Annotated in this window: 12 protein-coding genes and 1 pseudogene; 6 read left to right on the plus strand and 7 right to left on the minus strand. The window is 65.2% G+C overall.

The window, feature by feature from the left end; all coding sequences use genetic code 11:
* Nucleotides 1-35 precede the first annotated feature (35 nt).
* The gene (locus H1B27_RS11960; protein WP_197966193.1) at nt 36-533 is read right to left on the minus strand and encodes a ferritin-like domain-containing protein; all 498 of its coding nucleotides are present in this window, start codon (nt 531-533) and stop codon (nt 36-38) included.
* 208 nt (nt 534-741) lie between these two features.
* Here H1B27_RS11960 and H1B27_RS11965 point away from each other — a divergent pair, with 208 nt between their 5' ends.
* Nucleotides 742-1,059, plus strand: coding sequence for a hypothetical protein (locus H1B27_RS11965; RefSeq protein WP_197966194.1), 318 nt, complete (start codon nt 742-744; stop codon nt 1,057-1,059).
* A gap of 197 nt (nt 1,060-1,256) precedes the next feature.
* Here H1B27_RS11965 and H1B27_RS11970 read toward each other — a convergent pair whose 3' ends face one another.
* From H1B27_RS11970 to H1B27_RS11980, 3 genes are all read right to left on the minus strand, one after another.
* A complete protein-coding gene (locus H1B27_RS11970) occupies nt 1,257-1,748 on the minus strand; it encodes an SRPBCC family protein (protein ID WP_197966195.1) in 492 nt (163 codons plus the stop codon).
* A complete protein-coding gene (locus H1B27_RS11975; protein WP_197966221.1) occupies nt 1,748-2,137 on the minus strand; it encodes an ArsR/SmtB family transcription factor in 390 nt (129 codons plus the stop codon). The genes H1B27_RS11970 and H1B27_RS11975 overlap by 1 nt, the downstream gene beginning before the upstream one ends.
* Nucleotides 2,138-2,220: 83 nt before the next feature.
* Nucleotides 2,221-2,925, minus strand: coding sequence for an SDR family oxidoreductase (locus H1B27_RS11980; RefSeq protein ID WP_197966196.1), 705 nt, complete (start codon nt 2,923-2,925; stop codon nt 2,221-2,223).
* Between the two features lie 114 nt (nt 2,926-3,039).
* On the opposite strand from H1B27_RS11980, the gene H1B27_RS11985 reads away from it, so the two are divergent.
* The gene (locus H1B27_RS11985) at nt 3,040-3,882 is read left to right on the plus strand and encodes a GNAT family N-acetyltransferase (protein ID WP_197966197.1); all 843 of its coding nucleotides are present in this window, start codon (nt 3,040-3,042) and stop codon (nt 3,880-3,882) included.
* A 1-nt stretch (nt 3,883) separates the two neighbouring features.
* Here H1B27_RS11985 and H1B27_RS11990 read toward each other — a convergent pair whose 3' ends face one another.
* Nucleotides 3,884-4,330 carry a hypothetical protein gene (locus tag H1B27_RS11990; protein WP_197966198.1) on the minus strand — a complete coding sequence of 149 codons (447 nt, stop codon included), beginning with the start codon at nt 4,328-4,330 and terminating at the stop codon, nt 3,884-3,886.
* 285 nt (nt 4,331-4,615) lie between these two features.
* Here H1B27_RS11990 and H1B27_RS11995 point away from each other — a divergent pair, with 285 nt between their 5' ends.
* Together H1B27_RS11995 and H1B27_RS12000 are read left to right on the plus strand one after the other, a co-directional pair.
* Nucleotides 4,616-4,897: a hypothetical protein gene (locus H1B27_RS11995; protein ID WP_197966199.1), complete on the plus strand. Its 282-nt coding sequence runs from the start codon at nt 4,616-4,618 to the stop codon at nt 4,895-4,897.
* Nucleotides 4,898-6,040: 1,143 nt separating this feature from the next.
* Nucleotides 6,041-7,894: an alkaline phosphatase family protein gene (locus H1B27_RS12000; RefSeq protein ID WP_061882741.1), complete on the plus strand. Its 1,854-nt coding sequence runs from the start codon at nt 6,041-6,043 to the stop codon at nt 7,892-7,894.
* Between the two features lie 56 nt (nt 7,895-7,950).
* Here the strand turns inward: H1B27_RS12000 and H1B27_RS12005 are convergent, their stop codons facing one another.
* On the minus strand, nt 7,951-8,523 hold the full coding sequence (locus H1B27_RS12005; RefSeq protein ID WP_061882742.1) for a hypothetical protein: 573 nt from the start codon (nt 8,521-8,523) through the stop codon (nt 7,951-7,953).
* 393 nt (nt 8,524-8,916) lie between these two features.
* Here H1B27_RS12005 and H1B27_RS12010 point away from each other — a divergent pair, with 393 nt between their 5' ends.
* The gene (locus H1B27_RS12010; RefSeq protein ID WP_061882743.1) at nt 8,917-9,576 is read left to right on the plus strand and encodes a peroxiredoxin; all 660 of its coding nucleotides are present in this window, start codon (nt 8,917-8,919) and stop codon (nt 9,574-9,576) included.
* Between the two features lie 115 nt (nt 9,577-9,691).
* Here H1B27_RS12010 and H1B27_RS12015 read toward each other — a convergent pair whose 3' ends face one another.
* Nucleotides 9,692-11,416 (minus strand): methyl-accepting chemotaxis protein, encoded by a 1,725-nt coding sequence (locus H1B27_RS12015; protein ID WP_061882744.1) that lies wholly within the window; start codon nt 11,414-11,416, stop codon nt 9,692-9,694.
* Nucleotides 11,417-11,586: 170 nt separating this feature from the next.
* On the opposite strand from H1B27_RS12015, the pseudogene H1B27_RS12020 reads away from it, so the two are divergent.
* Nucleotides 11,587-12,978, plus strand: a pseudogene (locus H1B27_RS12020) (cryptochrome/photolyase family protein).
* Nucleotides 12,979-12,999 lie beyond the last annotated feature (21 nt).

The following is a 12,999-nucleotide window of genomic DNA, read 5'->3' on the forward strand; positions in this document are numbered from 1 at the left end:
GCGCCGGTGGTTCGATATCGGCGGGAATCTCCGAGCTACGCGGCCTGGCGCTGATGCGTCAGGTACTCCATCGTCACCTTCTCGACATTGGAGTCGATCCAGGCCGCCATGCGCTGCTCTTCCTGCAACGACGTCTCGAGCGGCGCCTTGGCCTCCGGCATGCCGGCGGCGGCGCAGAGCGCGAGCAGCGACTTGTAGGCGGCGATCTCGAAATTCTCGAACGCATTGTTCGCGAAGGTGTTCTTGAGAATCTCGTCGCCCGCAGCCGAATGCGCCATGGCCGTCATGTTGGCCATCACCGACTGCGCCGTGTCCTTCAGTGTCGACGTGCTCTCGCCACAGGCTTCCAGGCATTTCTCCAGCCGGCGCAATTGCTCGTTGGTCTCCTGAAGGTGAGCGGTGACCTTCGCCTTGACCTCGGGATAGTCGTCGAGCCGCTCTGACTGGCGCTCCATCAATTCTCGCGCCTGTACTTCCATCGCATGCGCATTGCGTAGTCCCACCACGAACGTATCGCGGGCTGCATTGGCCATCTTCCTGTCCTCCGTTTTGACTGACTTCGTTCGCGCAAACCGGGAAGCACGGGCGATTGTTCCTAGGAGGACCGGGCTGATTGCCGCAGGAGACCCGACTATCTCACGCGCGTTCCGGCCAAAGATCGCTTTGCCTTCTCATCGACGAGCATAGGAACAGTCGCCGCCGCGTACGATTGGTTCGCCGTAGACATCAAGGAGAAACAACATGCGTAAGACTGTTCTGACGATCTTCACAGCTGCGATGCTGGCCGGCGCTTCGGTCGGCGCAGCGTTCGCACAAGCCGCCGGCGGTGGCGGCGGTGCTGGCGGAGCCGGCGGCGGCGCAGGTGGTGCAGGCGCCGGTGCTGGCGCGGGTGCCGGTGGCGGCGCTGGAGCCGGAGCAGGCTCGGGCAGCGGCGGTGCGGGTAGCGCCGGCGGCGGCGGTGGCGTCACGCATGTCGAGCGTGGCGGACAAGGCGCTTCCAGCCCTCCGGGCATGCGCAATGAAACCACTCCACGATCCGACGGTACAACGCGGCGCTAGGAGAGCGGCGGCGACCCAACGCGGGGCTTCATTGCACAACTGCAGTGAAGCAGATGCAGGAGCCCCCGAGTCACCAACGCGCTCACGTGACCCTGCGCGGGGCAAGCCGCCAGCTGCGACGACGGCTTGCCTCGCAGACCGCGCTTACCCCGTCATTCCGGGCACGCCCCATTGAGCGTGCCGGAATGACGCTGCCCTCACCGGCTCATGGCGGCGACATAGGCGGCAAGCTTGTCCAGCGTCTGGTAGCCGTATTCGACGGCGCCGAAGCCGATCATGCCGTCGCGCTGCTCGGTGCTCGAGGCCAGCTGGCGCATCATCAGAACGGTCTTGCCGTTGCTCTGTTCGGCAAAGGTGACGGTGAAGCGGAACATGCCGGGATCATCGTCCTGGTCGAGGCCGTGATCCATCTCCATCAGAGAAGGCCGTTCGATGCGGCGGAACCGCATGCGGTTCGGGTACACCGTGCCGTCGGGACCGATCATGTTGAAGCGCCAGACGCCGCCGACGCGCACGTCGATCTCGAAGGTCTCGACCTTGAATCCTTTCGGCCCGAACCATTGCGGCAGATGCTTCGGGTTGGACCACGCCTCGAACACCAGATCGCGCGGCGCGTCGATCACGCGCGACATCACGATCTCGCGGTCGAGCGACCATTGCGACAGGGCGGGATTGGCAGAATTGGTCATCACTCGGAACCTTTCCGTTTGGTTGTTCGGGACGGCCGCCTGGCGCCCGCCCTCTCCTTCTCTTTCTTGAGTTTCATCACGTAGGCCTCGAACCGGTCGAGCCGCGCCTCCCACACCGCGCGCTGCTGCTGGAACCAATCCTCCGCGCCCAGAAGCACATCCGGACTGAGACGGCAGGTGCGCACGCGGCCGGCCTTCTCCGACAGAACGAGCCCACTCGTCTCCAGCACGTGGATGTGTTTCATGAAGCTCGGCAGCGCCATGTCGAAGGGATCGGCGAGCTCGCCGACCGACGCCTCGCCCGCGCAGAGCCGCATCACGATCGCCCGCCGCGTAGGGTCGGCGAGCGCTGCGAAAACATGGTCGAGGCGGGACGATTGGTTAGCCATGAAGCTAACTATAGCGCCGCGGCCCTGCGCCGTCAACAATTGTTAGCTCATAAGCTAAGTAATTTGGCGGCGCAGTCGCCGCCTCAGACCGAGCGCGTCAGGCCGCCGTCGACGCGGATGTTCTGGCCGGTGATGTAGGCCGCCCCGTCGGAGGCGAGGAACGAAATCGTCGCCGCAACCTCCTCGACCTTGCCGTAGCGCTTCAGCGGCACGCTGTCGCGTCGCGCGTCCTGCTGCGGCAGGCTGTCGATCCAGCCCGGCAGGACGTTGTTCATGCGAATGTTGTCGGCGGCGTAAGTGTCGGTGAAGATCTTGGTGAAGGCGGCAAGGCCGGCGCGGAACACCGCCGAGGTCGGGAACATCGCGCTTGGCTCGAACGCCCAGGCCGTCGAGATGTTGATGATGGCGCCGTCCTTCTGCGCCTGCATCACCGGCGTCACCAGCCGCGTCGGACGGATCACGTTCAGCAGATAGGTGTCGAGGCCGGCGTGCCACTGCTCGTCGGTGATCTCGGTGATGGGCGCACGCGGCCCGTGTCCGGCGCTGTTGACGAGCACGTCGATCCGCCCCCATTTCGCCATCGCGGCGTCGACCAGGCGCTTCAGATCCTCGTTCGACTGGTTCGAGCCTGTGACGCCGCAGCCGCCGAGCTCGGCGGCCAGCGTCTCGCCCTTGCCGGAGGACGACAGGATCGCGACGCGAAACCCGTCCGCTGCCAGCCGGCGCGCAGCCCCCGCCCCCATGCCGCTGCCGCCGGCGGTAACGAGCGCGACCTTCTCTGCTGCCATGACCGATCATCCCTGTGTTGAGGCGAGCCGCAGGCTCGGCCTATCATGGGGCCTTCTACAGCCAGACCTCGCGGCAGGTCCATGGTCGAGGGCATCCATCATGAGCGACTCGAGATGAGTGATCTGCATATCCGCAATCTGCGCCCCGAGGAAATCGCCCTCGCCGTCGACTGGGCCGCGGCCGAGGGCTGGAATCCGGGCCTGGCCGATGCCGCCTGCTTCGCCGTCCCCGATCCGCAAGGCTTCTTCGTCGGCGAGATCGACGGTGAGCCGGTCGCGACCGTCTCCTGCGTCAACTATGATGACCGCTTCGCCTTCCTCGGCTTCTACATCGTGCGCCAGCGCTTTCGCGGCGCCGGCCATGGCCTCCGCATCTGGAACGCAGCCATCGCACATGCGGGCGGGCGCGTGATCGGGCTCGACGGCGTCGTGGCGCAGCAGGACAATTACAAAAGGTCCGGCTTCCAGCTCGCTTACGCCAATATCCGCTATGGCGGCGTCGTGGCAGCGCCACCGAGGCCACCTGCCGGCGTCGTCACTCTCGACAAGATCCCATTTGCAATCGTTGAAGCTGATGATGCCACCGTGTTCCCTGCCGCGCGCGGCGGCTTTCTGCGCGCCTGGATCAACACATCAGGCCATATCGGCCATGCGCTGCTGCGCGGTGGCAGGCTAGCCGCATGGGGCGTGATCCGTCCGTGCCGGACGGGCTACAAGATCGGCCCGCTCGTCGCCGACAATCGCGCGGCGGCGGAAACCGTCATGCAGGCCTTGCTGGTAAGCACGCGCGGCGGCGAAATTTTCCTCGACGTTCCCGCCGTCAACCGCGAAGCGATTGCGCTCGCGGAGTCGCTCGGCCTGATGCCGGTTTTCGAGACGGCGCGGATGTACACCGGGCCGATCCCGCCGCTGCGCATCGACCGCGTCTTCGGCGTGACCAGCTTCGAGCTGGGTTAGCTCAGTAGCAGCGCATGATGTTGACGGTGTGCTCGCTGCCGCCGCGGCCGGGCACGGTCACCTGCTCCGTCGGGCAGCTCGGCACATAGGGCCGGTTGGACGGCACGACGTTCGGCGGGTAGCGATGCGTCCAGTCCCAGGGAACATCATAGGTGTAGGTGTAACGCACGTCGCGGGAGAGTGGCTGGGCGGCATCAACAAAGGGCTGGCTGTAGCCAGCGCCATCATACAAGAAGCTGCCGCCGCCCGGCCAATAGACCCACGGAGCGCTGCGGCGATGGAACCGGGCGCCCGGCGCGATCGGCGGACGTGCTCCAACCGGCGGCGCGGTGGCAACGACACCGGGCGCCGCGGCGACAGCGGGTCCGGCAGAGCTGTCACTTGCAGTCAGGAGCAGCGCGGCTGCGCTGAGCGAGGCGAACAACGCCCCATGTGATCTGGCAATCATGATACGCACCACACTCGTTTGGCTTCGCGATAGCGGCTCCCCGCAGGAGGCTAGGCCGGGCTGCCGCCCACCCGCAAACATATATTTAACTATTGGTTAAGGCACGCGATTAGGGGGGAACATGGTGCGGCAGAACGCCCGGGATTCTCATCTCGTTTCAGCCACTTCGTTCCGCGGCGGGCGCATCATAACCAGTTGATTGGAGTTGACCGCTCCTGGCCCATGCGTCCGGAACGCTCCCGCATTGCAACCGTTGGCCCCCGACACAAGCAAGGAGCATCTCCAATGCAGAACAAGTCAAAACTCCTCTGCCTGGTCACGGCATCACTGGTCGCGGGCACCGCGGCCGCCTCGGCGCAGGGCTACGATTGGAACGGCCGGTCCGTGGGCTGGGACCGCACGGCGCCCGCCTATGAACCGGTTCAGCCGCGCGCATACTATCCGGACGTGGCCGGGCCGTATGGCGCACTCAACGGCACCAACCATCCAACTCCGAGTTCGACGCAGGGCGATGTCGGCCCTGGCGGCAACAACAACGGCACGCTGACCGGCAGATATCGCTGGTAAGATCGCCTGACGCGAGGCCCACCGTCCGTAGCGGGCGGTGGGCCTTCGTGCGTCAGCGGCCTGCCGCCCGCGCAGCCGACCGCACCGGGTCGCGTCTCCGGGCACAATCCCTTGCGTTGCCTGTCGGGCAAAACACCCAAACCGTCGGTCAAGACGCCTCGCCGAAAATATTCCGCTTTACCGAAATTCGGAAACGGCGTATGTGTCGCCGCAACCCGGCCCCATGGAAGAGGGGCGTATCGCGATCGTCACGAACGCGGGCCGGGCGGCGGTGGACGCAGATGGCGTTGGCACGAACGGGCTTGCAGGGCGGGAGACCGTGAGCAAGGTCGTCGTGCATGCGACCGGTGCCATCAGCGTACGGCAAAATCGTGTGGTCCTGGCGCCCGGGGTCTGTGCGCCAAGTGTTGCGGTGACGTTGCGGCCCGACCGGGCTCGCAGCGCCAGTCATCCGCAAGGCGACGGGGGCAATAGTGCATCGCTCCCCGGGGAGATCACGACATAAGCCGTTCCAACCACTGCGCAGGGAAGGCCGGGATGTCTCCGGTTGCCCTGTTACCCGCTATGCATCGAAGCGCACGCAGTTTGCGTCCGGCATGGCGGTCGATGGGAGCCAACCGGCTCCCGGCCTTCCCTGCGCCCTCTTTCATTTGAGGGTGAGGCGACAAGCAAAGCTCGGGCGAGATGAGCCACGAGAACGAGAAGATGTGTCTGCAGGTGAGGTGCGAATCGAAAGAGCGATGTCCGCCGCCCCTACACTCCGTCATTGCGAGCGCAGCGAAGCAATCCAGACTCTTTCCGTGGAGGGATTCTGGATTGCTTCGCTTCGCTCGCAATGACGCTGTTGATGCAGTTGCGCGCGAACACCCCGCTCTCGTGCCCCGGACGCAGCGCAGCGCTTCTTCAGCGGTGCGCTGCAGAGCCGGGGCCCATGTTGCAGCGACCCGTGCGGCCTCCAGGGTCCCGGCTCTGCGCAGCAACGCTTATGCGTTGCAGCTTGTCCGGGACACGAGAGTGACGAGGGCCCCTCCCCAGCCCTTGCAGCGGCAACGGGCCTTGTAACAAGACTGTCATCCCGCGAAACTAAACGAAGCTAGGGGGCCGCGGTCGCGGCCACGCCGCCTTCACCGCTAGGAGATCCTGATGCGCCGTTCACTGGTGTTGCTATCCGCCGGACTGACCGTGCTGTCCACCGGACTGGCCTCTGCCCAGAACAGCACGCCCCGCAACCTGATCCTGTTCATTCCCGACGGTCTGCGTGCGCTGAAGGTCACGCCGGAAACCGCGCCGGCGATGGCCGAAGTCCGCGACAAGGGCGTCAACTTCAAGAACCCGCATTCGCTGTTCCCGACCTTCACCATGGCCAACGGCTCGGCGATGTCGACAGGTCATTATCTCGGCGACACCGGCGTGTTCTCCAACACGATCTGGACCAACTACACCTCCGCACCCGCCGGTGACACCGTCGTCCCCTTCATCGAGAACGACGCCGTGCTCGGCGACATCGACGAGCATTTCAAGGGCGACTACCTCAACGAAGAGACCATCCTGAAGATGGCTCGCGACAAGGGGCTGAGCACCGCGGCGATCGGCAAGGTCGGCCCGACCTACCAGTTCGACCACACCGACAAGCCTGAAAAGCCCGGCCAGCATTCGATCGTGTTCGACGATTCCACCGGCGGCAAGAACGGTGTCGCATTGTCCGACGAGGTGAAGGACGCCTTGACCAAGGCCGGCCTGCCCCTCGCCACGCCGCCGCGCGGTGACAACTCCAAGGCGGGCGATGCCAGGACGCCGGGCACCACGGTCGCAAACGTCGCGCAGCAGGCCTATTTCGCCGACGTCGCCGCCAAGGTGGTGCTGCCGATGTTCAGGGCGCGCAACAAGCCGTTCGTGCTGGTGTTCTGGTCGCGCGATCCTGACGGCAGCCAGCACAATACCGGCGACAGCCTCAACCAGATCATGCCCGGCATCAACGGGCCGACCTCGATGGCCGGCATCAAGAACGCCGACACCAACCTCGCCCAGCTTCGCAAGGCACTCGACGAGCTCGGGCTCGCGGCCTCGACCAACATCATCGTCTCGGCCGACCACGGCTTCTCGACCATCTCCAAGGAGAGCAAGTCCAGCCCCTCGGCCAAGGTCGGCTATGACGACACGCCGAAGGACTTCCTGCCGATGGGCTTCCTGGCGCTCGATCTTGCGAAAGCGCTCGATCTGCCCCTGTTCGATCCCAACGACAAGAACGCGAAGATCGAAGGCAACAAGCATCCCAGGGCGGGCAACGGCGTGCTCGGCAAGGATCCGGAGAAGCCCGATCTCGTCGTCGCCACCAATGGCGGCTCCGACCTGATCTATCTGCCGAACAAGGACAAGAAGCTGGCGGCGAAGACGATCAAGGCACTGCTCGAACAGGATTACGTGTCCGGCCTGTTCGTCGAGGACTCGCTCGGCCGCTTCCCCGGCACGCTGCCGCTGTCGAGCATCAACCTGCGCGGCAAGGCGGCGACGCCGACGCCGTCGATCGTCGTCAACTTCCGCTCCTATGCCAGCGATTGCGGCGAGGCGCCGACCAACTGCTCGGTGCAGGTTGCCGATACCGTGCTGCGCCAGGGCCAGGGCATGCATGGCAGCTTCAGCCGCGGCGACACCATGAATTTCATGGCCGCGATCGGTCCGGACTTCAAGGCGGGCTATGTCGACGAGATTCCGGTCAGCAATGCCGACGTCGGCATGACGGCCGCCCGGCTGATGGGCCTGCGCGGCTCGCAGAACGGCGGCCTGATCGGCCGCGTGATGTCGGAAGCCATGCCCAACGGCGTTGTGCCGAAGGCTTTTGTCGGCACGCTGAAGTCCAAGCCCGCCGAGGGCGGCCTGATGACGGTGCTGAACTTCCAGCGCGTCGGCAGCCAGCGCTATTTCGATGCCGCCGGTTTTCCGGGCCGCACGCTCGGGCTCGAGCCTGACACCGGCAAACAAAAAACGGCGGGGAAATGACCCCGCCGCTTCATCGAGCGCGCGATTGAGGCGCGCAAACTCACATGCCCCGTCTCTTACATCCCAATGTCGAACACGTTCGGCAATTGGCCCGCCAGAGGCAGCGCGGTGGCGCCGAGGAAGGTCGCCACCATCGCCATCAGGCGACGGTTGTTCTGGCGCTTGCCGCGCATCTGGCCGGCGATCCACTCCAGCATCTCGCTGTTGACCTTGGACGCATAGGACGGCGCCCAGCTCTCGATCTCGGTGTCGGCCGACAGCGCGACGCTGCGCGGCGGCACCTTCATGCCCGAGGCACTGGCGGCATAATGGGCAACGGCCTTGGCAAGCAGGTCGTCGAACCGGCCACCATCGGTGCGCTCGGTCGCGGCCTCGTTGATCTCGAACAGCACTTCGGCTTCGGCGCGGCTGACCGGCTGGTCGTTGACGGCGGTGGCGGTGAGGATGCGCGCGCACCAGGCGGTGTCATCGGCATCCAGCGAACGGGAGAAATGCACCCTTCCCTTGGTCGTGGGGCCTTCGCCCGTGATCACGCCGTCGCGCACGATGCTCAGCGCATGGGCCGCAGTATCGCGGCAGGATGGTTCGAGGGACGACGACTCGGTAGGCTTAGGCGCAGCGGCAGACATAGTTCACTTCCAGACTTCTTCTGATCGGCCAGCATTTCCATGCCGGCGTAAAGGGGTGGTTAACGATTCGATACGGGTATCGCGACTTTTCGAGATGGTTGCCAATTGGTCGCTGTCAGGACCAATCTGGTTCTAGGACGCGCCGGGCGGGCGTGATGGAAGTCATAAAAGGCATTATCGGGGCGAGCGAGACCGTGTGACCCCGGGTGGAGCCGTTTCGCCGCAGGTGCGGCTGTAACAATAAGTTGCTAGAAAATCGGCCCTTCAGGGAAGGAATTCACATTTTACTTGAGCCGGTTCAGTTGGCGTTCACTTGGTCTTGTAAGGCCCCTATAATGAGGACAACGGCCAGAGACGAATTCCCAAGTAGATTCAATGCGATGAGGTAAAATCATGACACTTCCGATCGGCACCACCGCACCCGACTTCGAAGCCGAGACCACCGAAGGGAAGATCAAGTTCCATGACTGGATCGGCAACAGCTGGGCACTGCTGTTCTCGCACCCGAAGGACTTCACGCCGGTTTGTACGACCGAGCTTGGCGCTCTCGCCAAATTGAAGCCGGAGTTCGACAAGCGTGGCGTCAAGCTGATGGGACTCTCGGTCGATCCGGTCGGCAACCATGCCAGATGGTCGGAAGACATCAAGGAGACCCAAGGCGCCGCACCGAACTATCCGATGATCGGCGACACCGATTACAACGTCTCCAAGCTCTACGGCATGCTGCCGGCCTCGACCTCGGGCGATCCCCTCACCCGTACGCCGGCCGACAACCAGACTGTCCGCAACGTCTTCATCATCGGCCCGGACAAGAAGATCAAGCTGGTGCTGGTCTATCCGATGACCACCGGGCGGAACTTCCAGGAGATCCTGCGCGTCATCGACTCGCTCCAGCTCACCGCCAAGCATCGCGTTGCCACGCCGGCCGACTGGTCGCAGGGCGATGACGTCATCATCGCGGGCTCGGTGTCCAACGACGAGGCCAAGACGATCTACCCGCAGGGCTGGAAAGAGCCGAAGCCCTACATCCGCATCGTGCCGCAGCCGAAATAACCAACTGTCATCCCGGGATGGTCCAAAGGACCAGACCCGGGATCTCGAGATTCTCTGGTGCGCAATTGCGCACCATAGTTCGGTCCTACGGACCGCCCCGGAATGACTGTAGCGATTACGCCGTCCGCACGCGGTCGAGGAAACCGTCGACCTCGGCCTTCAGATGCAGGCTCTCGCCGGACAGCGCCTGGGCCGAGGCAAACATCCGGCTCGAGGTCTCGCCCGTCTCGCTGGCACCCTTGGCGGCGTGCCGGACGTTGACGGCGACCTCGGTCGTGCCTGAGACCGCCGCGCGAACGCTCGCCACGATGTTGTGGGTTGCGCTTTTCTGCTGCTCGACCGCAGCCGAGATTGAGCCGGCAATGCCGCTGATGCGCTCGATGGTCTCGCTGATCGCCTTGATGGCCGCGACCGATTCCTCGGTCGCAAGCTGCATGCTCTCGATCTGGTTCGATATCTCGTCGGTCGCCTTGGCGGTCTGGCCGGCGAGCGTCTTGACCTCCTGGGCCACCACCGCAAAGCCGCGGCCGGCATCGCCGGCGCGAGCGGCCTCGATGGTGGCGTTCAGCGCCAGCAGGTTGGTCTGCTCGGCGATCGAGGTGATCAGCTTGACGACGTCGCCGATGCGCGTGCCGGCCTCGGAGAGCTGCGCAATGCGCTGGTCGGTCGCCTCTGCCTGCCGCACCGCGTCGGCGGAAATCTGGTTCGATTCCTGCACCCGGCGGGTGATCTCGGAGATGGATTGAGATAGCTCCTCGGAAGCCGACGCCGCCGAACGCACATGCTCGGAGGCGGTTTCGGACGCTCCGGCCGATTGCGCCGACAGATCCGCCGTGGCACGCGCGGCATCGGTGAGTTGTCGCGCAGCGCGCTCGAACTCGCCGGACGATGCGAGCACCTTGTCGAGAATGCCGCCGACGCTGCCGCGGAACTCCTCGACGAAGCTGCGGAGCTCGGCCTTGCGCTGCTCGGCTGCGGCAGCGGTTGCCGCCGCCTGCTCGCTACGCAGGCGCGCCCGCTCCTGCGAGTTGCTCCTGAACACCGCAACCGTGCGGGCGATCTCGCCGATCTCGTCGGCACGGTCCTCGCATTCGATCGCGACGTCGCTCTGGCCCTCGGCAAGCGCGGTGAGCGAGCGCGTGACTGAGGTGAGCGGCCGGGTGATCCGGCGGACGACCAGCAGGGTCAGAGCCAGCACCAGAAGCGCGGCAAGCCCGGCGGCCGCCGCCATGCTCTCGATGGCCTGGGCCAGCATGTTCTCGTACTGGATCATCGGGATGCCGACATAGAGAATGCCGGCGACCTTGCCGGTCGAGTCCAAGATCGGGAAATAGGCGGTCATGAACGTCTTGCCGAACAGCGTAGCCGGCCCCTTATAGGCTTCGCCACGGCGTAGCGCGGCCTGCCCCGGATGATCGGCGGCAAGCTGGGTGCCGACGGCGCGGTCGCCGTTTTCCTTCTTCACATTGGTTGAGCGGCGGACAAACTGGCCGTTCGCCGCGTCGAACACGAACAGGGTCGCATTGCCGCCGACATAGGACACCGCGCGATCGACGATGGCATGGTCCTTGAAGTCGGGCATCTTGGGGATCTCCGCGCGCACGACCGCGCCGTCCTGGACCGTGATCTTGGCCTCGGGAACGGTCTCCGCGAACGCCAGCGCCAGCGTGCGCAGGCTGACGTCGATGTCGCGGAGCGCGCGATCATTGAAGGCGGAGGTCAGCGACCAATAGCCGGCGCCGACCACGAGCCCCGTATTCATGGCGATCAGCAGCACGGCGCACAGGACAGCCTTGGTGCCCAGCTTGAACTGCGGCAGGAACTTCGAAGCTTTGAACATGGATGGAATGGCCCCAGTAATTCCTGCATAATCGTGCAATAGGTTTACGGCGGCATTAACGACCATCATACCGCTGCAGGCGGCACGCCTTTCCAAATCGTAAACGAGGACACCCCCTGACCGCGCCAAATGTGCCGCCCGTCATCGTCTGGTTTCGCGACGATCTCCGCCTGTCCGACCACCCCGCCCTGCACGCCGCCGCGAAGACCGGAGCGCCGGTGGTCTGCCTCTATGTGCTCGATGAGACGACCGGGCGGGCACCGGGTGGCGCGGCGCGCTGGTGGCTGGCGCAGTCGCTGCGGGCGCTCGGGGCCGGGATCGCCGAGCGCGGCGGATCGCTGGTCCTGCGCAGGGGACCGGCCGCCAGGGTCATCCCCGAGGTGGTGCGCGAGAGCGGCGCCCGCGCCGTCTACTGGAACGGGATCGCGCAGGCGCCGCATCAGTCGGTTGAGCGAGCGCTCGAATCGGCGCTGGCAAAGCTCGGAGCAGACGCGCAAAATTGTCCCGGCGATTTGCTCGTCCCACCCTCGGCGATCCGCAACAAGGACGGCCGGGGCCTGCGCGTGTTCACACCATTCTGGCGGCGCGTGCTGTCGCTCGGCGATCCGCCAAAGCCGCTGCCCGCACCGAAGGCGCTGCGCCCTGCACCAAGGATCGACGGCGATCGTCTGGAGAGCTGGAAACTCGAGCCGGCCAAACCCGATTGGGCGGGTGGCCTGCGCGAGGCATGGAGTCCCGGCGAAGCGGCGGCACGAAGCCGCCTCCGTGACTTCCTCAAGCGCACCGCACGCGTCTATGCCGGCGACCGCGACCGCCCGGACCAGGAGGGTACCTCGCGGCTCTCGCCGCATTTGAGGTTCGGCGAGCTCAGCCCTCGCCAGGTCTGGCACGCCGCGCGGTTCGCCGCGACCGAAGATCCGGCGCTCGGGCCGGGCATCGAGAAATTCCTGAGTGAGCTCGGCTGGCGCGAATTCTGCCGCCATCTCCTCCACGACCATCCCGACCTCGCTACCGCAAACCTGCAGACCAACTTCGATGGCTTCCCGTGGACGCGCGACGACAAGGCGCTCGCTGCCTGGCAGCGCGGGCGCACCGGCTATCCGATCGTCGATGCCGGTCTGCGCGAGCTCTAGCACACGGGAGTGATGCACAACCGGGTCCGGATGGTGGTCGCCTCCTTCCTGGTCAAGCACCTGCTGATCGACTGGCGCGAGGGGGAAGCCTGGTTCTGGGACACGCTGGTCGATGCGGATCCCGCCAGCAATCCCGCCAACTGGCAGTGGGTCGCCGGCTGCGGTGCAGATGCAGCGCCCTATTTCCGCGTGTTCAATCCGGTGCTCCAGGGCGACAAGTTCGATCCGGATGGCGCCTACGTTCGGCGCTGGGTGCCGGAACTGAAGAACCTGCCGGCCAAGCTGATTCACCAGCCCTGGCGGGCAACGCCGATCGAGCTTGCGAGCGCGGACATCACGCTTGGCAAGAGCTATCCGCAGCCGATCATCGATCATGCCAGGGGACGCGAGCGTGCGCTCGCCGCCTACGCAAAGATCCGCAGAGGTTGAGCGCCGCTTTGACACAATTTC

Source organism: Bradyrhizobium diversitatis, assembly GCF_016031635.1.
GTDB lineage: Bacteria > Pseudomonadota > Alphaproteobacteria > Rhizobiales > Xanthobacteraceae > Bradyrhizobium > Bradyrhizobium diversitatis.